Source organism: Planococcus wigleyi (assembly GCF_014836985.1).
GTDB classification, from domain to species: Bacteria; Bacillota; Bacilli; order Bacillales_A; family Planococcaceae; genus Planococcus; species Planococcus notacanthi.
In genome coordinates, this window is the sequence record NZ_JACSPU010000003.1 from 200333 (window position 1) to 226160 (window position 25828).

At 45.6% G+C, this 25828-nt stretch carries 25 protein-coding genes and 1 pseudogene; 4 read left to right on the plus strand and 22 right to left on the minus strand.

Going from position 1 to position 25828, the window contains the following annotated elements; translation table 11 throughout:
- Positions 1–405: 405 nt before the first annotated feature.
- The 7 genes and pseudogenes from xerS to H9630_RS09675 form a co-directional block, all read right to left on the minus strand.
- Positions 406–1536 carry a tyrosine recombinase XerS gene (gene xerS, locus H9630_RS09645; RefSeq protein ID WP_191715291.1) on the minus strand — a complete coding sequence of 377 codons (1131 nt, stop codon included), beginning with the start codon at positions 1534–1536 and terminating at the stop codon, positions 406–408.
- A gap of 118 nt (positions 1537–1654) precedes the next feature.
- Positions 1655–2398: a Fic family protein gene (locus H9630_RS09650; protein ID WP_191715292.1), complete on the minus strand. Its 744-nt coding sequence runs from the start codon at positions 2396–2398 to the stop codon at positions 1655–1657.
- A gap of 227 nt (positions 2399–2625) precedes the next feature.
- A complete protein-coding gene (locus H9630_RS09655) occupies positions 2626–3717 on the minus strand; it encodes a glycerol dehydrogenase (RefSeq protein ID WP_101801507.1) in 1092 nt (363 codons plus the stop codon).
- Between the two features lie 538 nt (positions 3718–4255).
- A complete protein-coding gene (locus H9630_RS09660) occupies positions 4256–6394 on the minus strand; it encodes a heavy metal translocating P-type ATPase (RefSeq protein WP_191715293.1) in 2139 nt (712 codons plus the stop codon).
- 348 nt (positions 6395–6742) lie between these two features.
- Positions 6743–7243: pseudogene (locus tag H9630_RS09665) on the minus strand (HAD-IC family P-type ATPase); the annotation flags it as partial.
- A gap of 333 nt (positions 7244–7576) precedes the next feature.
- A complete protein-coding gene (locus H9630_RS09670; protein WP_112233089.1) occupies positions 7577–8281 on the minus strand; it encodes a Crp/Fnr family transcriptional regulator in 705 nt (234 codons plus the stop codon).
- A gap of 14 nt (positions 8282–8295) precedes the next feature.
- The gene (locus H9630_RS09675; RefSeq protein WP_112233090.1) at positions 8296–8517 is read right to left on the minus strand and encodes a heavy-metal-associated domain-containing protein; all 222 of its coding nucleotides are present in this window, start codon (positions 8515–8517) and stop codon (positions 8296–8298) included.
- Positions 8518–8977: 460 nt separating this feature from the next.
- Between H9630_RS09675 and H9630_RS09680 the strand changes: the two genes are divergently transcribed.
- Genes H9630_RS09680 through H9630_RS09690 form a run of 3 tightly spaced genes read left to right on the plus strand, consistent with a single transcriptional unit; the run spans position 8978 to position 11349 of the window.
- The gene (locus H9630_RS09680; RefSeq protein WP_112233091.1) at positions 8978–9121 is read left to right on the plus strand and encodes a cytochrome c oxidase subunit 2A; all 144 of its coding nucleotides are present in this window, start codon (positions 8978–8980) and stop codon (positions 9119–9121) included.
- A gap of 42 nt (positions 9122–9163) precedes the next feature.
- The gene (locus tag H9630_RS09685; RefSeq protein ID WP_112233092.1) at positions 9164–9631 is read left to right on the plus strand and encodes a cytochrome c oxidase subunit II; all 468 of its coding nucleotides are present in this window, start codon (positions 9164–9166) and stop codon (positions 9629–9631) included.
- Positions 9632–9651: 20 nt separating this feature from the next.
- Entirely contained in the window at positions 9652–11349 is a 1698-nt protein-coding gene (locus H9630_RS09690) for a cbb3-type cytochrome c oxidase subunit I (protein ID WP_112233093.1), read from the plus strand.
- Between the two features lie 86 nt (positions 11350–11435).
- Here the strand turns inward: H9630_RS09690 and H9630_RS09695 are convergent, their stop codons facing one another.
- The 3 genes from H9630_RS09695 to H9630_RS09705 form a co-directional block, all read right to left on the minus strand.
- Entirely contained in the window at positions 11436–12920 is a 1485-nt protein-coding gene (locus H9630_RS09695; RefSeq protein WP_191715294.1) for a DASS family sodium-coupled anion symporter, read from the minus strand.
- 200 nt (positions 12921–13120) lie between these two features.
- The gene (locus tag H9630_RS09700; RefSeq protein ID WP_225218478.1) at positions 13121–13621 is read right to left on the minus strand and encodes a Dps family protein; all 501 of its coding nucleotides are present in this window, start codon (positions 13619–13621) and stop codon (positions 13121–13123) included.
- Positions 13622–13736: 115 nt separating this feature from the next.
- Positions 13737–15635 carry a heavy metal translocating P-type ATPase gene (locus tag H9630_RS09705; RefSeq protein WP_191715295.1) on the minus strand — a complete coding sequence of 633 codons (1899 nt, stop codon included), beginning with the start codon at positions 15633–15635 and terminating at the stop codon, positions 13737–13739.
- Between the two features lie 249 nt (positions 15636–15884).
- Between H9630_RS09705 and H9630_RS09710 the strand changes: the two genes are divergently transcribed.
- Entirely contained in the window at positions 15885–16094 is a 210-nt protein-coding gene (locus tag H9630_RS09710; RefSeq protein WP_191715296.1) for a heavy-metal-associated domain-containing protein, read from the plus strand.
- 312 nt (positions 16095–16406) lie between these two features.
- On the opposite strand, the gene H9630_RS09715 is transcribed toward H9630_RS09710, so the two are convergent.
- From H9630_RS09715 to H9630_RS09770, 12 genes are all read right to left on the minus strand, one after another.
- The gene (locus tag H9630_RS09715) at positions 16407–16769 is read right to left on the minus strand and encodes a YolD-like family protein (protein ID WP_191715297.1); all 363 of its coding nucleotides are present in this window, start codon (positions 16767–16769) and stop codon (positions 16407–16409) included.
- Between the two features lie 312 nt (positions 16770–17081).
- A complete protein-coding gene (locus tag H9630_RS09720; RefSeq protein WP_191715298.1) occupies positions 17082–17411 on the minus strand; it encodes a hypothetical protein in 330 nt (109 codons plus the stop codon).
- Between the two features lie 265 nt (positions 17412–17676).
- Complete coding sequence (locus H9630_RS09725; protein WP_191715299.1) at positions 17677–18399, minus strand: hypothetical protein; 723 nt, start codon at positions 18397–18399, stop codon at positions 17677–17679.
- An 8-nt stretch (positions 18400–18407) separates the two neighbouring features.
- Positions 18408–19835, minus strand: coding sequence for an ArdC-like ssDNA-binding domain-containing protein (locus tag H9630_RS09730; RefSeq protein ID WP_191715300.1), 1428 nt, complete (start codon positions 19833–19835; stop codon positions 18408–18410).
- 8 nt (positions 19836–19843) lie between these two features.
- Entirely contained in the window at positions 19844–20791 is a 948-nt protein-coding gene (locus tag H9630_RS09735) for a DUF3991 domain-containing protein (protein ID WP_191715301.1), read from the minus strand.
- A 33-nt stretch (positions 20792–20824) separates the two neighbouring features.
- Positions 20825–21106, minus strand: coding sequence for a hypothetical protein (locus H9630_RS09740; RefSeq protein WP_191715302.1), 282 nt, complete (start codon positions 21104–21106; stop codon positions 20825–20827).
- Positions 21107–21124: 18 nt separating this feature from the next.
- Positions 21125–21580 (minus strand): hypothetical protein, encoded by a 456-nt coding sequence (locus tag H9630_RS09745; protein ID WP_191715303.1) that lies wholly within the window; start codon positions 21578–21580, stop codon positions 21125–21127.
- A 35-nt stretch (positions 21581–21615) separates the two neighbouring features.
- Positions 21616–22758, minus strand: coding sequence for a MobP2 family relaxase (mobP2, locus tag H9630_RS09750; RefSeq protein WP_191715304.1), 1143 nt, complete (start codon positions 22756–22758; stop codon positions 21616–21618).
- Positions 22748–23002 carry a hypothetical protein gene (locus H9630_RS09755; RefSeq protein WP_191715305.1) on the minus strand — a complete coding sequence of 85 codons (255 nt, stop codon included), beginning with the start codon at positions 23000–23002 and terminating at the stop codon, positions 22748–22750. Before H9630_RS09755 ends, mobP2 begins: the two co-directional genes overlap by 11 nt.
- Before the next feature lie 218 nt (positions 23003–23220).
- A complete protein-coding gene (locus H9630_RS09760) occupies positions 23221–24066 on the minus strand; it encodes a hypothetical protein (RefSeq protein WP_191715306.1) in 846 nt (281 codons plus the stop codon).
- Positions 24067–24708 carry a hypothetical protein gene (locus H9630_RS09765; RefSeq protein ID WP_191715307.1) on the minus strand — a complete coding sequence of 214 codons (642 nt, stop codon included), beginning with the start codon at positions 24706–24708 and terminating at the stop codon, positions 24067–24069.
- Between the two features lie 3 nt (positions 24709–24711).
- A complete protein-coding gene (locus H9630_RS09770) occupies positions 24712–25827 on the minus strand; it encodes a lysozyme family protein (RefSeq protein WP_225218479.1) in 1116 nt (371 codons plus the stop codon).
- Position 25828: the final 1 nt, after the last annotated feature.

Below are 25828 nucleotides of genomic sequence, written 5' to 3' on the forward strand. Positions count from 1 at the left end.
ACTGACAGTTTCTTAATTTTGGCTGAATGAGATCATAGCAAGATGCCATAAATAATTCAGGTATACAGTACAGAAGTTGTACAAACTATGAACCGATTTTTAATCAGTCTTAAATCAGTTTCAATCACTACTTGGTATGAATTTGTGTAGGAGTTCCTTGTGGTTTTATACAAAAATAAATACTAATTACACAAACTACAAGTGATTTTGTGAACTGAAGTTAAAATGATAAAAGAGTATATCCCGAAATCGGAGAATTTTTCGTTTTCACCTAGAATTTCAATTGTTAAAAAGATTTAGGGTGGGGTAAAACCAACTTCTGATCAAAAATGTCGAATGCTGAATTATAGAACAGAAAAAGGACGAATTGCGTTTGAAAGCTGTTCGTCCTTGTGCTCATGTCCATTATTGTCTTTCTTTATTAACCTGTTTTAATCGATTTTCTGTCATACGCGTTAATACCTGTTCATTATCTTTATTGGACAGGTTTGTATAGAGAGAAGTGGTTTCGATATTGCTGTGGCCCAACTGATCCCGCAAGAGGACGATGCTTCCACCGTTGCGGATGAAGTCCGCCGCAAAACTATGTCGGAGCTTGTGCGGGCTCATGCCTTCTCCTTGGGCAAAGGCAGCGGTGTACTTGGTCACCAAGTTCTCAATCGCCCGCCGAGATAGGGGACGAACTGTCCCACCATAAAGAGTCACAAACAGGAAAGGGACATCATTTGAACCAGGATAGCGGCTTTCTCGAATATCTAGGTAGGCTTTTAAGTGTTGAATGGCCTGATCCATGACGCGAACCGTGTCTTCCTTCGAACCTTTCCGTTTGATATCAATGAGTTGTTTCTTCAAGTTGATTTTCTTCACCAAAATGCGAGCCGTTTCGCCGAGACGGATGCCGCTGCCTAGGAAAAGGGAGAGAATGGCCAAATCCCGTTCCTTGTCCCGATTGAATCGGTGACGTGCAAGTCCACTTGCTAGAGTCGCTTCATATGCATGTTCGATGAACTGCAGGAAATCGTGGATTTCATGCTCATTTAGGATAACAGAACTGATTTTCTGGGCACGACGGCTAGCCGTCTCTCTTTTCGTGTGCAACACGATTTTGCTCATGACATTTCGATAAAAGTACGATTCCCCGTCTTCATCCTCGGTCTCTTTCGTCAGGTAGTTAAAGAGCGATTTTAACGCGTTAACGGAAAGGGCCACAACCGCCTGGCCACGTTTCTTCACAGATTCTTTCTCATGCGGAATGGATTCTTCCTTCAGATATTCCAGGTACAGCTCTACGTTTTCTTTTTTTAATTCCGCTAATACGGAGTAGGGAATGGAGGGGGTATCCTTGGCATCTGTCAACCCTTCACGAAGCAGCCATTGGAAAAAATGCTGATAGCGATAAAGATACTGCAGCAAGGTATCAGGTGAAAGACCAGCCCGCTTTTTGGAGCGGACATACTCGATAACATAGAAGGGCATATCTTTCAGCTGGTTTTCAATCCGCTGGAGGATTTGCAATTCTTCGGGTGTCAACGCCATATCATGATGGCCTCCTTTTAATAATAAAATTCTATATGTTCGCAAAATGCAATTTAAGCGAACATATAGAGATAGAAAGTGCTTTTTCTAGAAAAATAAAAAGTTGATGAGATAACTGCTATAGAATCGCTTTCAAATACGTAGTTAAACTTTCTTCCACGCACTGCGCAATCAACTCGACGAATGGTCGATTGTTACCTTGTACGCTCGCTGTTTCCAACACTTCGTAATAGGTTAAGCGCTGTGCGTTCTCCGCTTTGACGATAGCGGGAGGGAAGCCATGACCCATCAGGATCAAGTTCATCAACAATCTTGCAGTCCGGCCATTGCCATCCGCGAATGGGTGAATATACACGAATTTAAAGTGGAATAATGCAGCCAGCTCTACCGGATGCAGTCGATCTTTCTCTTGCTGATACCAGGCGAAGAGCTCCTGCATGTCATTCGCTACTTGCAGGAAATGTGGCGGTTCATGCTGGCTACCGGAAATTCTCACGTTGATGGAGCGATACCTGCCCGCATTTTCATCGTCGATATTCTTTAAAATCAAGTGATGAATTGTTTTTAGCGTCCGCTCATCCAACGGTTCGGTTTGATTGACCTGATCCTCGATGAAACTGATCGCTTCAGCATGGTTAATAACTTCAAAATGCTCCTGTAGCCGCTTGCCGCCAATTGTTAAGCCATCCTCCATGACAACCTTTGTCTCAATTAACGACAAAGTGTTTCCTTCGATGGCATTCGAATTATACGTCCATTCCACACGATACACGTCGCGGAGGTTCTTTACTGCTGCAGTCGGAAGAGGTCTGTGTTGATCTAATTGTGTTTTTAATTCATCGACGCGATTAAATTGGCTCATTTTGTAACACCTGCTTTTTAGAAGATTTACGGAATCACTGCTTGATTCCAGTAGAATCGAAGCTAAATACCTTAATAATCTTTATTTTATCACACGCCTACTCTATATGTTCGTTAAATTAAGATTTTGCGAACATATAAAATCAAAGAAAGGAAGCTAACTCATGCTGATGAGTTAACTCCCTCTTAGATATGCTTCCATCTAAATATACTTACTCTCGATAAAAATCAAGCAGTTGTAATTGCGTTTACTGCTAAAATGGCATCTGCAATTTGTTCCGGTGTAAGTTCCGGATTCATGTTATGCGATGTTTCTCCTGCCACGGTGGCCAGTTCTCCAATTTTAAGTAAATCTTCATAGGGCGCATTTTCTAAATGAAGATCTTTCAGAGTTGTTGGCAACTCAATTTCTTTAAAGAAGTCTGCATAACGTAAGATATCAGATTCTGCGTATCCTTCTAGTACTAACTGAGTCAAGACACCATAGGCTACTTTTTGGCCATGAGTCAACTTGTGGATTTCTCCTTCAAGTGCAGTAAAGCCATTATGGATAGCATGTGCTGACGCTAATCCGCCATTCTCGAATCCTAGTCCTGATAATAAGGTGTTCGCTTCGATAATTGCTTCGACTTGCGGTGTGACAAGCCCTTGTTTCGCAGCTCTGTATGCAGCAATACCTTGATCGAACAGCACTTCTTCAGCCTTTTCCGCAATAGCCTGTCCAGCAAGAGTTGCCTTCCCGCCAGCCATGGTATTTGAATTTCGTTTCAATGAAGCTCGGGTTTCAACAAACGTGGCCATCGCATCTCCCATACCTGAAGCCAAAAGAAACACCGGCGCATTGACGATTACTTTTGAGTCGACCAAAACCAAATCCGGATTTTTGGTATAGAATTTATATCCTTCAAATACTCCATCGTCAGAATAAATTACGGATAGCGCACTGGTTGGTGCATCTGTAGATGCAGTTGTAGGAGCAACCACGACAGCAATTCCAAGCGCATCCCCAACGGCTTTTGCCGTATCTATTGTTTTTCCACCGCCTAACCCGATGACAACATCAGCTTTTTTGTCTTTCCCTATCTTAGTCAGACGCTCAATTTCTGTATTGGAAGCTTCTCCGGTAAATTCTTCATAAATATAAGAAGTATTGGATGCTTGGAAGCTTTCCTCAACTGTACTTCCAGTTATTCCCCAAACCGTACTATCGGATAAAACAAAGGGCGTTACTCCAATTTTAGCAACTTCTTCACCAAGCAGACTTAGAACACCAGCACCTTGAATATATTTTTTTGGTGAAATAAAAATTTTCTTTTGCATTAATAATTGCTCCCTTCTCTTGAAAAAATCGTTTTTACTTTAAATAGTGACGTATTGGATTCTTTTCCTGCAACTTCTAAATTCCAGGTATCTTCCAGTTAAACTTAACGCTTTCCACGACTTGTTGTCAACGAAGCCGGCTTTTGCCATTTTGATAAAATCTATCGAAAAGAATTCTCTTATTCAACAAAATTTAAAAGGGCAATTTAAAATAGAATAGCACTCTAGAAGTCATTTAGAATTTATGAAAATATCTTTCGGTTCTAGTTAATTCCTGGCTTTGTATATGAACAACTTGCCGTGCTCTAATCCATAACCATAAAAAATGATGCTTTATCAAGCAAAAGAAAAAGGATGATATTAACCTGCCCTCCTTCCGATAAGCCCTCATATGTTAACTATAAAACTGTATTTAATTATCCAAAATCTTCAAACCTCCTTTTGACTTTAACCTAATACAAAAATGTGCCCTCCAAGGTTAAAGAAAATTCAACTTTTGGGAGGCAGCAATTTTCATGTACGACAATTAATCACTGTGTTAAACAGCTCTATTTCTTAGTTTCAATGTCATCGCATTGATTGCCACGATAACAGTGGACACGGACATCAGAACCGCTCCTGCTGCAGGAGCCAACGTAACCCCAATGGAGGCTAGAACACCCGCCGCTATGGGAATGGCAATAAAGTTATAACCGGCTCCCCACACGAGGTTTTGTTTCATTTTACTGGTTGTTTTGTTGGCCAATTCGATAAAGGATTCAATATCCCCTGGATCCGATTGCGTCAAAATCACATCAGCGGAATCGATGGCGACTTGAGTTCCGGCTCCGACTGCTATTCCGACATCTGCTATTGCAAGGGATGGTGCATCGTTTACGCCATCGCCGACCATGATGACAGTCTGCCCTTTGTTTTTCAGTGATTCCACTAAATCATATTTATCCTGCGGAGATTGATTGGCTTTATATTCAATGCCCAGTTCCTCAGCCACCCCTTGGGCAGCCGTTTCATTGTCACCCGTGGCCATAATCGGTTGTATACCGTTACGCTTCAATGCCTGTATCAGCGTTTTACTCGCTTCTTTTAATTCATCACCTAAGGCGACCGTTCCGATCGGTTTCCCGTCTTCAATTAGGACACTTAATGTGGCCCCTTTCGGAACATCCACCGCTACATCCCTTCCAAATGCCTTTTGGCTGATCAATCCATATTTGCGGCCATTGGCGCTTCCTTCCACGCCAGCACCCGACAGGACATCAATCGAATCAAAGCGGACAGGTAGAATCCCCTGTTTTCCAGCATAATGAACGATCGATTGGGCGATTGGATGGCTCGATCCGCCCTCAATCCCTGCCATAAGTGCCACGATTTCAGCTTCGGTATATCGGCTACCTCGTGTTTCCATACTCAATACTTTAAATTCCCCAGTAGTCAAGGTGCCTGTTTTGTCCAGTATCATCACATCGGACTTAGTTGCCAGCTCTAACGCTTCCCGATCTTTCACCAGCAATCCGCGGCTTGCACCCAAACTGGTGCTTCGTGCAATAACTAGCGGTATGGCGAGGCCGAGAGCATGCGGACAAGCGATAACCAACGTCGTGACCGTAAAGAGAACTGCGGTTCGGAAATCTGCTATAAATAGCCAAACTACAAACGCGATGACAGCTGCCGCAATAGCGATATAAAATAGCCATCCCGCTACTTTTTGGGCCAAATTTTCAGCTCTTGAAGGCTGATCTTGAGCCTGTTTAATCAAGGTTTGAACTTGAGAAATGAAAGACCGGTCGCCTGTTTCCTGTACTTCCAGGTACAAAACCCCTTCTCCGTTTGTAGAACCGCCGATTACTTTGTCTCCAACTCCTTTTACAACAGGCTTAGATTCTCCTGTTAATAAGGCTTCATTGATACGGGAATCTCCTCGTTTGATGATGCCATCAGCCGGAACGTTTTCGCCAGCCTGAACACGTACAAGATCTCCGACTTTTAAATCGGCTACCGGACGCGTCTCAATGGCATCGTCTTCCACTACTACATGTGCATCTTTCGGCATAAGTTCAGCGAGTGATTGTTGTGCATCCCCAGCTTCTCCCACCGCTTTCATTTCAATCCAGTGGCCAAGGAGCATGATTAACAGCAAGGAAGCAAATTCAAAGAAAAAGTCCATAACGTGCTCACCTGTCACATAACGTGCCAGCACTGCATAAATGCTATATAAGTAAGAAACGGACAGTCCCAAAGAAATAAGGGCCATCATGCCTGGCGCTTTTTCCTTAAATTCAGCGATTGCCCCTTGATAGAAGGGTTTTCCGCCATAAATCAGCAATATAGTCGCTAATACCGCGACAACAATGTCCGAGTAAGGGAAGGTGAATTGAAAGGGAAGCCGAACGTCCATCATCGGCGATAATAACAAAATGACAATGCCCAAGGGCAGCGACTTCAGAAAAATTTCTTTGAAGTTTCCGTGGTGGTGATGTTCATGTCCACTGTGATCATGGCTACTATGATTGTGATGGGCATGATCATCATGAATTTTGGAAGGATTGCTGTCGTTATGAATGCCTTCTTCCACTTGATCTTCATGGTAAGAATGCCCAACATGTTCAGAATGGTCCATCTTATGGTCATCTGCCTGTTCATCGTGATGATGGTGTTGGTCTTTTTCATTTTTAGTCATTAAGTACGCCTCCTTCAAAATAGTTACTTCCTTATGCCATTTATACTTTACTTCCGTTATTAATGACGAGAATAATCTATCTGTTCAATGACCCCGTTATAGCCGTTCTGCCCGTTTTTTGTTTGAACGTTTTAAGGTCCAACTGGAGACGACAATACTGACTTCAAACATAATGAAGAGCAAAATGATAGTTAGAATATCAAACATGAAATTTCGTTAAACTTTTAGTTTCTCTTAGCATTCCTTGAGCCGTCTCCCCCTTGTCTTCATTACTTTGAAAGAAAAAGGCCAAAAGCAATGCACCTTCGCTTTAGGCCTTCCTTTTATGATTTCCTTCTATATATACCTTTACTTTTCCAATTTCACTCGTTGCAGACGAAGCGAGTTCAAAACGACCGACACGGAACTGAAGGCCATTGCGGCCCCGGCAACCCAAGGCGCGAGCAGGCCGATGGCGGCAATCGGGATGCCCACTGTATTGTAAGCGAAAGCCCAGAACAGGTTCTGTTTGATGTTGCGCATCGTTTTGCGGCTCATGATGATTGCATCCGCAATGCTGTTCAAGTCGCCGCGGATCAGTGTAATATCCGCTGCTTCCATCGCCACATCTGTACCCGTGCCGATCGCCATGCCGATATCGGATACGGCCAATGCCGGTGCGTCGTTGATGCCGTCACCGACCATCGCCACTTTCTTGCCTTGCTGCTGCAGTTTCTTCACTTCATCCGCTTTGCCTTCCGGTAGCACTTCCGAAATCACCGCATCGCCACCGACTTCTTTGCCGATCGCCTGCGCGGCCCGCTCGTTGTCGCCCGTCATCATGATGACTTTAATGCTCAGCTGATGTAGACTATCTACAGCCTATCTTGAGACGTGTGACTAGATGTTTTGCACATGCAAAACCACCTCCGATTTCAGTGCTTATTTCGAGTGCACCCTTTCGAAGGTTTTTTATATTAGCCTATTACTTCAGGCAGTCTAATCTTTAATGAACTATTTTCAGTTATTTTCGTCCGTCTCACTTACTTCGACAGATATAATGAGAGTCAGAATCGCGGTAACGATAAGAACAAGAGACATAACCAATAACATAGGAATCTCCTCCAAAATGATTTATTGTCTTACTTAATTTTGAAATCTTTTCACATTGCACATAGTTACCGTCAAATATCGTACCGATTACTAGATGAGCAGCAAAGCATCCAGGTCCAGTACACGGATTCGGCGCTGGTCTTCCTGCTCGATCCATCCCTCGTCTTCGAACTTGGCAAGTTTCCGGCTGATGGTTTCAGGAGTCGTTCCGAGAAAAGAAGCAAGATCTTTTCTGGACATCGGCAAATGGTACTCCGTTGATTTGTTCTCTTCCACCTGCTGAGCCAGATAAAGCCCAATCCGTGTTTCCACGTCTTCTGTCGCAAAGCTGGTCATCTGGCTTTCCGCCTGGCCAAGCCGGTTGGAAAATTCACTTAGGATTTTCAATGAAATATTTGGATACCGCTGCAGAAATTCCTGAAGATCGCCGCGCTGGATGCTGCAAATGTCGGTCTTTTCCATCGCTTCCGCATAATCATCATGAATCGATTCCTTAAACAATGCGAGTTCACCGGTGAAATCGCCTGGCTGCAGAATCCGGATCAATTGCTCTTTGCCGTTTTCCGACAGACGGTAAACTTTCACTTTCCCTTGATGGACGATATACAGGGAATCCGAGGCATCGCCGGCACTGTGCAGCAGCTCCCCTTTCTTCAAGGAGATAGAACGCGTCGTTTTGGCGACTTCCTCCATTTCTTCGTTTTGAAGATGATTAAAGATCGGAACGATGGAAACACATAATTGATGTGCTCCCTTGTTTCCTTTTGTATGCCGGCATGCTTCCTGATACTTCATACTTTCCCTCCTAGTTAGGCAACTTTCCTTGAATACACAGAATAACCCAGTTTCACAATCAGTTCTTCGATCTGCTGATCCGAAATTTGCGCTTCATCAAACTCGACTCTTACTTTTCCGGAATGGAACAGAACTTTGCCATCCTTTACACCAGCCTGTCTCCCCAAAGCATTCTCGATTTTTTTGATGCAGGACGGACAACTGAATGGCTCCATTTGAAATACCGCTTTTCTCATATTGCTCTCCTCCTTATATTCATCTTCATTATAAGGGGTGCCTGTTTCTTTAACCTTGATGGCCGTCAAGGATGATAGTAGTTTAAAGAAATTAACCCTTAAAAGGATTAAAAAATAAAATTTAGTGAATAATACAAAAGAGGATATAGTCTAATTAGACTAAAAACTTATACGATATGCAAGCATACCCAAATCATCTATTCGTAAAAGTGAATGAGAAATGTTCCATATTGGTTTTGCATTGACAGGCATCAAGAAATCCAATTTTTTATTCGCGTATACTGTCTTAACAGATTTATTTTCAATATTCCTGCAATTCCATTCTATTGGTATTTTGCGGCATTATCCAATTTTGAGTTTTACTCGAAAAATTTAAGTTGGTTTCATTCCTTAATGAAGCAACTTGAATAGAACTGAAGCTGCTCTCTGCTTCATCCGGAAAAGAAAGGAGGAAATCAAAATGAAGGAAGCTTCCAAAAAGAAAGACCGCGAAGACGCTCAGGAAACTTCATTGCGAGGCACTTTTACTTCCGTTCTGATCATCGCGGTATTCATGCTTGTGTCCTGGTTCAGCGTTTTCTTTTTATTCCTGGAGCGCAACTGAAACGGGGCAACTATTATAGAAATTTGAGAGGAGATTCGACGTATGCATATCCATCGTTATGAAAAACTCTGGCTGATTATCGGTTCACTCATTTTAGCCGTTTTCCTCGGGATTTTAGCATTTCAAACTTTTTTCCTGGAAATGGGGCCGCCGAGCCATGCGGAAATGATCGATCCGCAAACGGTCCGCGAGTCTGAGATTTTTGCGGACACTGAGCTGAAGGAAATCGGCGATAACGAATACGAAATTGCCATTATCGCGGAAATGTTTGCGTTCCAGCCGGGTGATTTGGAAATTCCGGCAGGCGCGACAGTCCATTTCACTTTGGCATCACCTGACGTCACCCACGGCTTTAAAATTACAGACACGAACGTCAATGTCATGGTCGTTCCCGGCCATATTTCGAAAGTCAGCCATACATTCGACGAGCCAGGGGAATACCTGATCCTATGCAATGAATATTGCGGCCTCGGGCACGAGTTCATGGCGAACACCATCACCGTCAAATAAAGAAGAAAGAAGGGGAAGAAATGGCTCACATCAATGAAACACCGATTCTGCATAAAGGGACGGCCGTTAACGAAGATGCCGCTGCCGGCATTACGGGACGGGATATCCGACTATCGGCCGCGAATTTATTCATCGCATTTATTGCATTATTAATCGGCGGATTTGCCGGTCTATTGCAGGGCCTGGTCCGCAGCGGTTTTTTTGAACTCCCTTCGTGGATCAGTTATTATGCACTGCTGACTGCCCACGGCGTCATGTTCATCCTGGTATTAAGTTCTTTTTTCAGCATCGGCTACCTGTATGCCGGAACTTCACGGGTGCTTGGCGGACTGGCCAATAAAACCATCGCTTTCGGATGGGCAGGCTTTGCTCTCATGACAACCGGCACGCTGATCGCTGCGTTTCTTATTGTTACCGGAAACGCCAATGTGCTTTATACGTTTTACACTCCGATGCAGGCGCATCCCTGGTTTTATATCGGGCTTGCGCTTATTGTCGTCGGCATCCTGTTAAATTGCATCGGCATGTTCATCACCTATCAGAGCTGGCGCAAACGAAATCCCGGAAAACTAACGCCGCTTTTCGCCTTTTTCGCAAATGCCGTTTTCGTCCTTTGGGTTTTCGCTTCCCTGTTCATCGCTGTTTTTGTCATAGCGATGGTCATTCCGTGGGCATTCGGATGGGTTGCAACCATTGATCCGATGATGGGCCGCACCTTATTTTGGGCTTTCGGCCATACGCTCGTGAATATTTGGATGCTGACATCCATTTCAGCCTGGTATGTGGCGATGCCAAAAATCATCGGCGGAAAAGTATTCAGTGATTCACTGGCGCGTGTCGCTGTGGTCATTCTTGTGGTGGCCAATGTACCCGGCGGCTTCCACCACCAGATCCTTGATCCGGGCTTGTCCGTCAATGTGAAATTTCTGCACGTGATTCAAACATTCATGATCATTTTCCCTTCCCTCATGACCGCCTTTGCGATGCTCGCCACTATGGAACGGACCGGAAGAGCAAAAGGCGTTACGAGTTTGCTCGGCTGGTGGAAAACGCTGCCTTGGTCTGATGCCCGTTTCTTCGCATTGATTGTCGCCATGTTTGCCTATATCCCAGCGGGGCTCGGCGGAATTATCAACGCCAGCAACCAAATTAACCAGGTTGTCCATAATTCCATCTGGGTCACCGGCCATTTGCATTTAACCGTTGGCACTACAGTCATACTGACATTTTTTGGGATTTCCTATTGGCTGATCCCTTATTTATCCGGCAGAAAAATGACGCCGACAATCAACCGGCTGGCCGTTGCCCAAACGGTCATTTGGGCGAGCGGCATGCTGCTCATGTCGGGTGCCATGCACATTAACGGGCTGCTCGGAAGCCCCCGCCGGACGGCCAATACGTCCTACAATGGCCACAGCGCCGCTGCGGACTGGGCGATGTACGAAATGTTGATGGCGATGGGCGGAGTGATCCTGGTCGTCGGCATCATTCTGCTGGTTTATATCTGGGCACAGCTCGCCTTTTTCGCGCCAAAAGGAAAGACAGACTTTCCGATCGGAGAAGATTACAGCCCTTCAGATGCATCACCGCTGTTCATGGACCGCTGGTCGATTTGGGTGGCACTGGCGACAGTATCAGTGGCCATTGCTTATATCATCCCGCTGATCGACTTTGCTTCGGGCCATAATCCGGGATCGCCGCCGTTCTTGATGCCTTAGCTCAGCAGAAAAGTTACAGATATAGATAAAAGAGGATGTTCCCAAGTCAGTTCTTCAGCAGACTCGGGGCATCCTCTTTTTCTTTCTTACAATAATCCGATCCATTTCCAGTAGGTCGCGCTGAAAAGCAATATCAGCAAGTAACCGATGATGGTCAGCGGCACACCTGATTTCAAAAAGTCCTTCACTGTGAAAGCCCCTGTTCCGTAGGCCAGCATGTTTTGCGGCGCACTGACCGGAAGCAGGAATCCAAACGAAATGACGAATTGCTGGATTAAGACAAAACCGATTTCATTGCCATCGAGCTGCAGAGTCGTGGCCAAAGCGATAAAGATAGGGATCAACGCAGATGACAAGCTCGTTGCACTCGCAAAACCAAGGTGAATGAGAATATTAAATAAAGAAAGCAAGGCGATCGTCGCAAGAAGCGGCATATTTTCCAATCCCATCGCCCCAAATACTTTATCGGACAACCATTGGGCCGCTTCCGTACTCAACAAAGTGGAGCCGAGCGCAATTCCGACAGCGAAAACGATAATCGTACCCCATGGAATCATTTTTTCTACCGTCTTCCAGTCAAAGACACCCACTTTTGGAGCCAGTAAAATAGCGATTGCTACGATGGTGACCGTTGTTGTATCAAAGGGATGCAAGATTTCTTCTGTCGACCACAAAAGCAATAATGCCAAAGATACGACAATCAACCGGATTTCAGCCGGCTTAAGAGGCCCCAATTCATTCAAGTCTTTCTGAATCAACTCGGTGCCGCCTTCCACTACTTTCGTCTCTGGCTTGATCAGTTTAATCATGACAAAATACAGCACAACCGACATGATGATGGACCATGGCGCCGCATAAAGGAACCAGGCGCTCCATGACACAGTCTCTCCAAACTCATTTTCCATGAAACCAAGCGCTACCAGGTTCTGTGCAGCACCTGTTTTGATGCCGACATTCCAGATGGATACCGATTGGACCGCAGTGATGACCAATAGCGCTGCGAGTCGGCTGTTGACAGGCAATCCGAATGCCGCGACCATACCAAGCAGAATCGGTACGACTGCGCCGGCACGGGCTGTGGCACTCGGCACAAAGAATGCAAGTACAATTGAAACAATGATGGCACCAAAAACGATAGCGCCCGTTTTTGTACCGACTTTCGATAAAATCCACAACGCCAAGCGCTTATGCAAATTCGTCGCTTGCATGGCAGCTGCCAAGAACAAGGCTGCAGCGACAAGCGCCACTGCCGAATTACTGAAACCCGCCAATGCCAGACTGAGTGCATCTCCCGTACCGAGTAGCTCCCCTGGATTTTCGGGATTTGGGGAAAGACCCAACAACAGAGCCATAAGCCCGATAATCATGGCGGCACTGACTGGATACGAAACCGCTTCTGTCATCCATAAAACGACCGCAAATGCTAAAATGGCAAGTGTTCTTTGCCCCACCACTGATAAATCTCCCGGCGTTGGCAATAAAAAAATGATAATTAAAATGGCAAAAGCCAAAAAAATATAGACCGGTCTTAAATTGCGTTTCGGTTTTTCTTCCGCTGTTTTTTCCACCATGAAAACCACCCTTTCTTGAAGTATATTCACAACCATTGCTTACCCTGTCGAGATCAGAGTGAAACGGTGATGACTCTTGTTCAGAGCTTCAGATAAATACATTAAAAAAACCATCGTACAATAGAAACGAATGTGTCTCTATCGTATGATGGTTTACTGATTTAGAGAGACTATATTTCTGCAACGCGTTTTATTTTCTCCTACTCTTCATCTTCCCCTTCTAAAGCATCGTTGCCCAGATAAGCCTGCAGCATCCAAATGTTTTTATCGAGGCTGGCTTTGTATCCGGTCAGCATATCCACCGTTACATCGTCTTTCTCTTTCGCCGCAAGATGGATGGCTTTGACTGTTACATCCCGAATGACCCGGTAATCATCCACTAATATGCCAAGCATATCTTGGGAAGAAAGCGGCTCAATATAAGGTGTTTCACTAATAAATGCATGTTCCAGATATTCACCGAGAGTCGAATACGGTTTCTCGCCAATGGCAATCAAGCGTTCTCCGAAAGCATCATAGTATTCGTTGGCTTCGTCATAAAGTTCATTGAATTTCTCATGCAGCGGAAAGAATTCTGGTCCTTTCAAGTACCAATGGAATTGGTGAAGTTTCACGAATAAGACATTTTGATTGGCGATTAAATGATTGACCATAAAAGCTGCAGTTGCATGATGGTGTTCGTGGTTAGTATGTTCAGTCATGATAAGATTCCTCCTAAATGTTTTGGTTTTAACTCCGGATTTTACGCAATAGCTGTAGAAAGGAAAGGGAGAAAGTAGCGGATTCCTCCCTTCTCTTCATTTTCACCTATATTTTTTACACTTGAACGGGTTCCAATTCTTTTTCCCGCTGCTGCATCTGTTTCCGGTTGAAGCCCATCAGTCTCATGGCGTTCAAGATGACAATCAGGACACTAGCTTCGTGGATGAACATGCCGGACGCCAGATGAACGGAGCCCATTAATACACCGGCGAGCAAGACAGCGACAATGCCGACTGCGAAGAACGTGTTTTGCTTCATGTTGCGGATGGTCGCTTTGGACAGGGAGTAAGCGTGTGAGAATTGCATTAGCTTATCGGCCATCAGGACGACATCCGCCGTTTCCATTGAAATGTCCGTGCCGCCTTCACCCATCGCGAGTCCGATATCGGCTGTGGCAATTGCCGGCGCATCGTTGACGCCGTCCCCTGCCATTGCCACGACATGTCCCTGCTGTTTCAGTTGTTTCACAAACGCTACTTTGTCTTCCGGCAACAGTTCGGCATGGAATTCGTCTAGCCCTAATTCGGTAGCCACGAGTTCAGCGGTGTGCTGGTTGTCGCCCGTCAGCATAACGATTTTCTTGATACCATTTTTTCTCATCTGAGCAAGTGCAGGCGCTGCGTCTTCACGAATCTGGTCGGCAATCGAGAAGATGCCAGCGACTTCTCCGTCCACCGCCGCGAAGATCGCTGTGTTTCCCGCTTTCTCGCGATTTACCGCATACGCTTCCACTTCCGCCGGAATGGCGATATTTTCTGCGTTCATGAGCTTGCGGTTCCCGATGGTCAAAATTCGACCTTCCACTGTAGCCGTCAGGCCGTTGCCTTTGATCACATTGACGGCTTCCGGTTCCTGGTCGAGAGCCATGTCACGACTCTTCGCTTCTTTGACGATTGTTTGACCAAGATGATGTTCAGACACCGTTTCCGCCTGCGCCACCAATCGAAGCAGATCCTGTTCTTCGTGCGAATTGAAGACCTCGATATTCGTCACTTCCGGTTTCCCTTTCGTCAACGTACCGGTTTTATCAAAGACCAGTGTATCGACTTTTGAGAAGCGGTCCATCACTTCGCCGCCTTTAACCAGCACGCCGTTTTTCGCGCCATTGCCGATGCCCGCAACACTTGATACCGGTGCACCGATGATTAACGCGCCAGGACAAGCGATGACAAGGAAGGTGATCGAGAGATGAAGGTCTCTTGTCAGGACATAGACCAGAACAGAAAGAACGACAACCGCAGGGGTATAGATATTCGCAAATTTATTCAGAAATTTTTCTGTTTTTGATTTTGATTCCTGCGCTTCTTCCACCAGTTCAATGATTTTCGCGAATGTTGTGTCATCTCCAACCTTTTCAGCAATTATTTCAAGATAACCCGTGTCCATGATAGTACTGCTGAATACGCTGTCTCCTGTTTTTTTGGAAGCAGGAACGGATTCCCCTGTGATAGCCGCTTCGTTCAGTGAAGCTTGTCCAGTGACAATCTTACCGTCCACCGGCACTTTTCCGCCCGTCCGGATGATGACACGATCCCCTTCGACGACTTCTTCCACCGGCACGGTCACACTGACGCCATCACGGATGATGGTCGCTTCCTGCGGTGCCATATCCACCAGGCTTTTTAGAGAAGAACGTGTTTTTTCCAGTGTGCGGGCTTCCAGATAATCCCCGAACAAGAACAGGAACGTTACGACTGCTGATTCCACGTATTCCCCGATAAAAAGCGCACCGATGACGGCGATTGTTACCAGCATTTCAATACTGAACGCTTTCATCATTAACGCCTGGAACGCTTTGACCGCGATCGGAATCCCGGCAATGACCGTCGCGGTGATCAATGTGAACTGCCGCAGGTCATGGTGACCCGTGAAGTTCAAGACCAGCGCCAGGACCAGTAAGAAACCGGCTAGAAAAGTGATGCTTTTTTTGTGTTTATGAATGAACCCAATCATTTTGTTCCACTCCTCTTTCTTTCGACTGTTATTTTCTTTACACCCTTATCTTAAGTGGTTTCGAGACAGAATAACTTGACCTTCATCAAGCCCTGAAGCTTTTTTGCGTTTTCTTTTTCTGTTTGTTTTCTTTCTTCCATTTCTATAACTACCGCGAAGCTTACTCCGTTCAAAAAATTGATGGCCGTCAAGGAACTGGATGGATGGGCGTCCTATACTTAAGGTAGAAAAAACAAAGGAGAGATTGACATGACCACAGTAAAATTCCAATTGGAACCGCTCACTTGCCCTTCCTGCATCAAAAAAATTGAAGGAAAAGTAGGGAAAATAGATGGTGTCAAGGAAGTGAAAGTGCTGTTCAACTCCAGTAAAGTGAAAGCTGTCTACGACGCGGACAAAGTAGCGCCGGAAGAATTGAGAACAGTCATTGAGAAATTGGGTTATCCGGTAGTTGCTTAACGACGGCTGCCGACAGCTGCAGATTTGATGGCGAAATAAAAAAATACGAGCTCCTTTGGCAAAGGAAGCTCGTATTTTTGTATTTGGCAAAGATATAAAAATGTATTTGCTGAATATTACATATTTATTAAACCTTAGGGCAATTTGCTATTAAAATCCGTTCGTAAAAGTACACTTTTACGAACTGAAAGGGCCCAAGTCCATTGAATTATCTTGTTCTTCATCTACTCTGAGTGCAGCATTTCTTCATTTCTACCTATTTGGAACAAAACTGAACTTGGCTCCTTTCGCTCCACACGAATAAGCGCCGTTTCAATCAAGCAACCAGACGCTCACCAACTCATCCATCGGCAATCGGTGTATACCAGAAGGATCTTGGTAGATGATGGAACGGCTACGCCCATCCAACTCTTGGATAATACCGAGATGGTAATGAAACTTTTTTTCTTTCCACGATTTCAGTTTCACCTGGCATTTTCGTTGAGTGGCCAATACAAGCTCTTCCTGTAATAGCTGAAGGTCAGTTTCATTTAATTCCGGTTCTGCATCGTGTTGGTCCTCTTCGTACCAAGCACGAATCATTTCAACGTGTTCTGTCAACATCATTCCTTGCCACTTGATCACTCCCCGGTCTTTGATTGCGCCTTGTACTTTCAAGTGTTTGTTCACTTTCATGTTGACCACCTCCTAATTATAATAAGAACATATGTTCTTATTATACCGCTAAAGTCCATTGAATAATCCATTGAAGAAAACAAAAAAGCCCCTCATCCGAAGAAAGATGAGGGGCTCAACTGATTAAGTTCTTTCATTTTTCGATTAAAATTGATTCTATCATTTTTGTGTATCAGTCTCTTCTAGTTTAAACGGTCTCTTCTTTTTAGAAATTAGGCATTTAACTACCGAAGAAAAAGCCGGTCCACTGACTTTCTTTTTTTAAAAAACTCGTTTGACATTCGGGTGTTCCTATCAGCTCCTAGCAGAGCATCAATAACTATATTTCCCTTTTTCAGCTGGTTTTTTTCGGATATGTTTCGTCTTTTGTAAGTAATTGGTTCGGAGCAACTTGTGCAACGGATCCTGTGGTTTGCTTTGAATGGTGTAGGACACAAAAGCGGCATCAATCAGCGGTAGATTTCGCGCTTCTCGCTCTTCGTTTAGTTGCAAAGCAACTTTTTGAATACTACCCGTATAGGCATACAATTTAATGATTTCCTTCTTTAGCGTGTTTGCATGATACACTTCGGCAAGTGACACATAGTCCTGTAAATATTCAATCTCCTCTTTCGCGCGGCTGACGGTTGGTAGATGCTTCATGTCGTTCCCCATTCTCCCAAAATCGGTTTTTTCTTAGTATAGCGGAAGCCTTTCAAAAGAAGTAGTTGAGAACTGAATTTTCTTGCTATTTATCGATGAAATAAGGAAAGAATAATGAGCTATCACCTCTTTTTTAATTTCTTTCTATTGATTTCCAATCGTTTCGATTCGTAAGGTATTTTTCGTTGACGGCTGCCCCAACTGACTTTTTTTCAATCATGCTAAATTCATCGATGGACAAACTTCTCTTGGCAGACTCATCAGCTCATCTGGAACGCTCGATTTCTTCTTTGCCTGGCGCCTTGGCCTTGTGCTGCATTTCTTTCGCTATCTCCGGTGAATTAACATCAACCTCGGCGCCCAAGGTTTTAGCAGCCCCTTTTATTAAAGCGAGTTCCTCGGCATCAAACTGATTTTCCTTTAGGAGGTTTTGAATCGGCTCCTTTAGCGTGTCTCCAAGGTTATAGCGGGTGTCATCTCCTCTAACGAGTTTCCCGAAATCAAGAACGTCTTCTTTCGTCAACGTGTTTTGTTCCTTCATGATGATCAAATCCCCAATTTCTTCTTTAACAATTAAGTCATGCAGATCCATTTTCAAGTCCGTCGTCGGAATATCATATTCATATTTAGCGGTAGGATTGAACGTGTAAGTTCTAATATCTGGACGGATTTCATCGTCCTTTTCGATTGTAATAAAATCGCCCAATGAATTCAGTTTAGCGGAATGATAATAGGCATCCTCAATATCCATTCCTTCATCCGTCATGCGAATCAATTCCTCTGGTGAAGCGCTATAAATATCAACATCAACCAATTCGTGGTTTGATGCGAGTCCATATGCCCACATTGTCAGTTCGTGTTCTTTTCCGGTTACACTGTTGGTCATCACGAATTTCCCGACATCGTCAACATCTTTCCTTCCGTCAATCATCTCTCCAGAAGTAATTTTAAGTGAATGGTTTCGTTCGATTGCTTTTTCTTGCGTCATGTTTTTCCTCACCTTTCGATTTCGAGTGTTGTTTTGGGAAGCTTTTTGCTCTTGTCTGCTGCAGGAGTCTCTTCTTTATGGATCTCCGTCCTCAAGCGGGCGGCGAATGACTGGATGTAGGCATCATCTTGCTTCAACAACTCATCGTGGTAGCCGGTTTCCAATGTGGCGAACGTCTCCTTGTCCACCAGCTGTTCCTTCTCCAATTGATGGAGTGGATGAATGTACTCGCCCTTTTCGTATTGGGAACTGATGACGAGCGTAAGGCCGGTGTCTTGGGGGATGGCTACCGTATAGGCTGTGCGCTCTTGACTGTATTGATCAAAGTCGAGGTTGTTCACCTCCCCAAACGGCTTAAATTGGCTGCTGACGCCGTGGATGAACATCGCCGGTTCGTCGTTGGCCAATTCGTTTCCGGCAGAAGCTTCATGCGCTTTTAACGCCTGGTCCGTAAGGTTGTGCGACAGGTCATCCGCTTTGCTTTGCTGCAGCGCCATTTCTTTTACCTGGTCAAAATACGAATCGATTTCACCAATAAACTCGCTGGCCGTGCTTTGGACTTCCTTCAGCAGCCGCTCCTTCTCCTTCAATTCAGCCCCCTGTGTCCAGTTGGCCAAATAGGAAAGCGTGAAGTCTTCTGTATCGATGCCGTACCGATTGGCGACCACATAGGAAACCATTTCCGCCTGAAATTCCTTTTCATTCGTCGTCAGCTCCTTGGACCGTTCCGGCGTGTGCATCTTGGCGTGTGCCAGTTCATGGATCAGGACCGAAACGTTTTCAAATTCCGTATTCCGCGGATTCAACGCAATGATTTTTTCACTCGGAGCCGCAGCTCCTTTGGCCGTCCCGAGTTCGAATGGCGCCTCGTCGACAATGGTGAAATCCAATTTCCCAGCGACTTTGTTCAACGCGGCCATCATTTCCCTGCTGCTTTCCAACGTGCCATCCCGGTGGTACTTCCCGAAGATTTCGGAGACGGACAGATTCAATTCACGCGCATTCGTCTGCGTATATTCAAAGACATGGCCAATCTTGAAGAACGTTTTCTTGGTTGTGTCCAGCTGTTTTTTATCAATCAATTCACGGTCCTGTTTACTGGCGGAAGAGACCGGCACATCAATGCCGTTCTTCTTATAAAACTGGACCGGCGTCGGGACCAGAATCTTGATGCCCTTCTCGCCCTTCTGGACAGCCGCTCCTTTGCTTTTCCAAAAATGAAAGGAGCCGACTGCCTCGGCTCCCATGAATTGCTTATCGATCAATGCCATATTGCGCTGTGAGTAGTTGTGGAAGTTGGCCATGAAGGCTAAGTGTTCCTGCATGGCCTTTTCCGAAACAAAGTACGATTCAATCTGCTGATCCATTCCGGCAGTCAGCTCTTCAATCTCCTTCATCTTCTCTTCCGGAGTTTTCTTTTTCCCTTTGAACGCCATTCAATCCCTCACCTTTCCATTTCCATTGCTTTCTTCGGCTCCTTTTGTCTTACCGGAGTCTTCGCTTCCACCAAATCAATGTTCCAGTCTTTGTTCTTCGGCTTGTCGACTTCAAAGCTTGTCAGGTAATTGGACCAGCGCTCCACGAATTGTTCGCCGGCTGCATCGTTGTCGACCGCAAAGATAACCTGCTCCACTGCCGTTCCGCGTTCCTTGCAGTCCTTAATCAAGTCCCGAATGCCAGCAGTGGCGGATTGGTCTTTGAGCCCGGACATGGACAGCAAACGGATGTTTTCGGGCCGTTTCAACTCGAAATAACTGAGTGCGTCAATCGGGCTTTCGAACAGCGCAATCTTGTTCGGCGTGCCGATGTCCACCCGGAATCCGCCATCTTCTTTGCTGTTGGCCATGATTTGTTTGAAGGAGCCGCGCTTGTTGTCCATCTTCACGGTGCCTTGCCGATCGCCTCCGACGATCTTGCCGGCAGAATCCTTCCATTTAAAAACCCCGTTCTTTAATTTATCCTCGGCCAACAAATCTTTTCGGATTAGTGCGGCAACAATTTTCGGGTCCAGCTTCCGTTCCTCAATCAAATACCTCGAAATGTTTTCCTGTTTCGGAACTTCTTGATGGAGCGGGTATTCGAATTCTTTTGATGTGTGCCGCTCGGATTCTCTAGAAAAAGTCTTGGAAAGATCTTGCGCGTTCACATCCCGGACCGCCTCCTGGAATGTCATATCGTGATACTCACGGGCGAAGCTGATGGCCCCATAGCCGCCTTTGCTTCGGCTGTTCCAGTACCAATGTCCGGTGTCTTTGATGACAAGGGAATCGTGTTCCGGATGCCGGTAATAATGTCCCTGCCGCTCCAAGGTCTCCCCTTTCGCGTGCAAATAATCCAGTACATGAACGTCATTGGCTTTTCGAACTTCTTCTTTGTCCACTCGATCTCCCACCCCAATCACTCCTTTTGATTACTAGAAAAAAGATCACTCTTCTTCGAATTCTTCAGCCGCTCCAATCAGTTCCGTTAACTCCATTTCCGGAAACTCTTCACGCACGGCTGACTCATCCATGTTCAAAATCAGTTCGTTTGTATCGGAATCAACCGGCACCAGAAAGACATTTTCCGTCACCATTTGGAACAGCACTTCGCGGTCCGTTTCCTTCAATTCAATTTCAATGTCTTCACCGTTTACCGAAACCAAAACATCTTCTTCTCCGACTTCCTTGATCAAACCCAATGTGTAATTGTGGCTAAATACGGCCATTGTCATCCACTCCCTTTTCTATTGATTGTCTTTCCGCTGTTTCTGTTCAGTGATCCGCGACTCAATCAACTCATCGACCTGCTTCAAGAACGGAGGCGCGTTCATGTCCGTCGTCATGATGTGGTCGATGTTCTGGAGCTGCAGAAGTCCCTGGACCAGTTCAATGAGTTTCTGTGTGTTGCGGTCGGTGTTGTTGGTGCCTAAACGAATCTTGTTTACTTCTTTTGCAACGCCCGCTTCAATCATTTCTTGAACAGAGTTCGTTACGTTATGCGAAATGGCTTGCGACATTAAATGCATATTCGCTTTTTCAGAAGTGAGTTGTTTGTGTTCCTTAATAATCAGCTCCAATGCCAGTGAAGCACTTTCCAGTGGCAAGTTTTGGGCGGCTGCGTAATCTTTCAGGTATTGATCGGATTCTGTATCAATCCGATAGCGGAATTGTTTTTTATTGTGTGTGTAGGGCGCTACCATACTTCCACCTTCTTTCTATTTTTCAGTGCAGACAATCATCTTTCGTATTCCTGCTCCTGCTGCAGTTCTTCGTAAGCCTTTTGGTTTTTGCTTGTTTCCAACTCATCTTTGGCATAACGATTGACCAGATAGACCGCCTTGTTGAGATCACGCTGGACAATAAACCTGCTCGGCTTTTTGCCGTTTTTTCTGGAAAACTCTTTTTGTTTTCCGTTGTATTCGCTCACTTCTTTGAGGATGGTGTTGCCCATGCGCGTATACAAATCCGTCATCTTCGTTTCGCGGTAACGCTCTGAATGGGCCGAGTTGCCATACATCCGTTTATGAATCTCCACTTCCTTCTCCAGCTGCTTGTGGAAGTCTTTGAATTCTTCTTTGAAGTTCTTTTCGATGTAGAGCGTGGTGAGCTTGTCTATCTCCGGCCGGACTGTTTGGATGGCGTTTATGTTGTAGCGCCACAACCGTTTGTCTTCCGGCAGCTGCTTGTGGATCTTCTTGAATTGCCGGACCAAGTCGCGGTTCATGACCTGGTTCTTCAGACTGTTGAGTGGATCGTCCCGCTTGGAGGCAATGACTCGCTCCCGGATGAACAGGTTGAGTTTTTCGTTGTGCTTGGAGCGATCGGTAATCTTGTTGGCCACTTTCGATTTCATGGAATCAATGGAAGCCTGTTTCCGTTTACCGCGCTCCTTAAAATCTTTTGTCTGCACGATGGCGACATGGACGTGAATGTTATCCGTGTTGTAATGGATGGCGCCGGTCCAGATGGCCGAATCGATCATGCCCTCCTTCTTCAGCATGTCCTGGACTGCAGAACGGGTTGCGTCTTGGATTTGTTTGTTGTCGATGTTCTTGTCTTCCAACACGCCGCTTTTTTTCAGCCAGTCGTTATCGAACGAGATGACGTCCTGCCATAAGATGCTGCCGCTTTCCTGCGCCTTTTTGAATTCTTCCTTGAAGTAAACCTTGTCCGAATCATTCAAGCTGTCCTTGCTGAACGTAAAGAGCCCGGTGGACTTCTCTTCGTTGCTCATGTAGTCCTGGTACTTTTCAAATTCATTTACGTTGTCATGCGTTTCTGCACGGTCCATGTAATTCAGGTATTCATTAAATGACGTTCCGCCATCATTGCCGGCAATAAATTTCGACTTGATGACAACAGCTGGTCTATTCGTCATCGGCCATCAACTCCCGAAGGACGCCGACCAATTCATCGAGACTGTCAGCCGTCTTCTCCATGAACAACGTATTGACTTGAAGTTGCTTTTCGAAACTCTCGTCCGCGTTCGAAATCATTTCCAACAACGTCGCCTTTTCGATAAATTCCTTCAGGTAAACTTGACGGGACACCTTCTTTTTCTTGGCCCAATCGTCAATCTTTTTGACGGCATGGGGATCAACATCCCGAATAATAAGATCCATGTCAAAACCTCCTTCGTTAAGTTCATATTGGAATACGGAAGTAGTCCAATACTGGGTGGGGGAAGAGAAGAGCATAAGGGAAATCTGCTATCACTTTCAGTGCTAGACCAGGCGGAGCCTGGGTTTGAGGTGATATCACGAAAATAGGTGATATGCCTCCACGTGGAGGCACGTAAAACACCCGTTTGTCTCCACGTGGAGACACATAAAAATCACTGTCAAATGTTCAAATCGTATTGTTTTTGTTTCAGCCGCTCCACCTTTGCGCGGATATTTTGGATGTCATCGGCCATCGTGGCTTTCTCTTTTTCGTAGTCTTCTATGTTCTTCTCCAGTTGGAAAACATCGTTGTTTGTTTCGACTTGTTCATCCACTGTTTGATAGAGAAGGTCCACTTGGAGCTGCTCGATTTCTTTCCGAATCTCGGCAATCACGTCGTCCATCATGCCGCGTTTGTCTTCCAGTTCTTTGATGTTCTGTTCTGCTTCTGCAATCAATTCGCCGGTGATTTCCAGTGCGTATTCCGTAAAGTTCCGATCAGGTATCGCCTCTTCATTGACGACTCGTTGATCCGTGTAGATGGTGGAAATGACTTTGTTTTGTTCTTCCTCCGCTTCATCTTCAACGAACAAATCATCGTAACTCTTTTCGCCTTTGTTGAACCGGAGGGCCATCTGGTTGAAATCTTTCGGAACGTTTTGAATGTGGATGATGTAGATGCCGCTTTCGTCATAAACAATTTCCGTCGGCAGTTCGGCAGCTAATCGCTCCCGACTGACTGCCGTGAAATCCAGCTTCGTCATGTAGTCTTCGATGCCATTGGTGACCAGTGTGACCTCCATCATGTTCTGTTCCGGATCGTATACCCAATCCTTAATCGTGAAATTTCCGTTCGCCTTCAAATCAAATTCGGCGTTCAATTCGGTTTGATTGAGCGGAATGTCTTCGGCCATGAACAGCTTCGAAGTTCCGAAAAACCCGAAGCCGAGAATGAACAGAAAGGCCAGTGTGATATACAGCGTCGACATGTTGAGTTTTAAATTTTTCTTTTTCTTTTTCGCCATCTAGATCCCTCCGTATTCATTTTCCAACGGTTTGATTTCCGCCACTTTCAAGAGATTCCCTTCTACTGTGAACGATAATTTTGCATACATTTCCTTGTCCTCTTCGTAGCCGGAAGAACGGATTTCTTCGCTGTAGGTGTAATGCACAATGGCTTCGTTTTCATTCTGGCCATCGGCGAAAACATTCACTTCGTTTATTTCAATCGCTATTTTCTGCTGCTCTTGATCCATTCCGTCAGCAGGGTATAACGTTTCATACAGGCTCTCCGTCATGTAATTAAGCGCCAATTTCTTTCGGGTGGCATACGACTCGGGATCACTTTCAAAGGCGTATTCAATAAAGCGCTGAGCCGTGTTGATGATTTCATCCGGTTCCGCTCCATCCTCTGAAGCTGCTTGTTCTGCCTCTTCAGCCTCGACTGGAGCGGTGCCTTTTTTCGCCTCTAATTCTTCCTGAAGCGATGCAATTGCCTCCTCTTTTTCTACTAACTCACTTTCGTATTGCTGCTCCGTTTCCTTTTCTTGATTAAGGGCTCCGTTGTCTGCGGAGTCCTTTGAAATGATGCTGTAAACATTAAACACCAGTGAGATTATTAGAATAAAACAGATGAGAATGGGCCATGAATTCGATGTAAATTTCATACGTTATGCCTCCTTAAATAAGAAAGGAGCGGGATCCATATAGCCGCCCCACATCTGGGTTTTGATTTCAAAGTGTAAATGTGAACCGAAAGAACGTCCTGTATTGCCACACATCCCGACTTGATTGCCACCCTCTACCTTTTGGTTTACCTGGACACTGATGCGGCTTAAATGGGCATAGGTGGTGAATGAATTGGGCGCATGTTGAATGGTGACGACATTCCCATAACCGCCATACGTGCTGGCATAAACGATGGTGCCATCTTTTACCGAATGGATGGAATCAGCCTCGCTGCAGCCTAAGTCAATGCCGTCATGGTGTTCCGGACCCGCTCCAATGTTCCTCCAGCCATAGTTCGAAGTGACGCGCATTTCATTGCTGACAGGGGCGGCTAAGTCTCCCGCAATCATTGCCGAGTTCCCGGTACTGGCAGACGGCAAATACTTCAGTACGGCTTCCACATACCCGATATCCCCGTAACACGCACTGTGCTGAATCGCTTCCGGGCGGCTGCATGTATAGAGGCCGGTGTGCGCCAATTTCTGATACTGCAATTGCGAGAAGGAAATGGCCAGTTCCTTTGTATAGGAACCTCCATTCTTCAATACATAGTCGATGAAGCCACTCCCGAAGTTGTAGCTTTGCAGCGTCAGCTTGATATCCTTCTTGGCGCTTTCAAAGACGGAAACGAAGTGCTTCACGCCGTAAGCAATGCTTTCATCCGGATTCGTGATGCAGCCGATTGAACCGCATTTCGATTCGCTGGCCTGCATGGGATCATTCCCTTTCCCGCCGGATTCCTGCATCATCAGAGCCAACAATAACTCGGTCTGCCCTTCCATCCCGTACTTGGCCAGCTCGCTTGAAATGGCATCCCGGTATTGCGCAACCTCCGGCGAAACGGACGCCGGACCTGTGCCCATGCCGTCTCCCGAAGACCCATCATCCGGACTGGAGAACATCGAGAAGATCCCTGCTGTGAAAATCAAGACAATCACGATGGCCAAAGCGGAACCGGCGATGATCACTTTGGCCTGCAGGCCAATGGGATTGTATTTCAACAGCGCTAATTTCAGCGCGGTCTTGGCCAGTTGCGCCTTTGAACGGGGCTGCGGCATT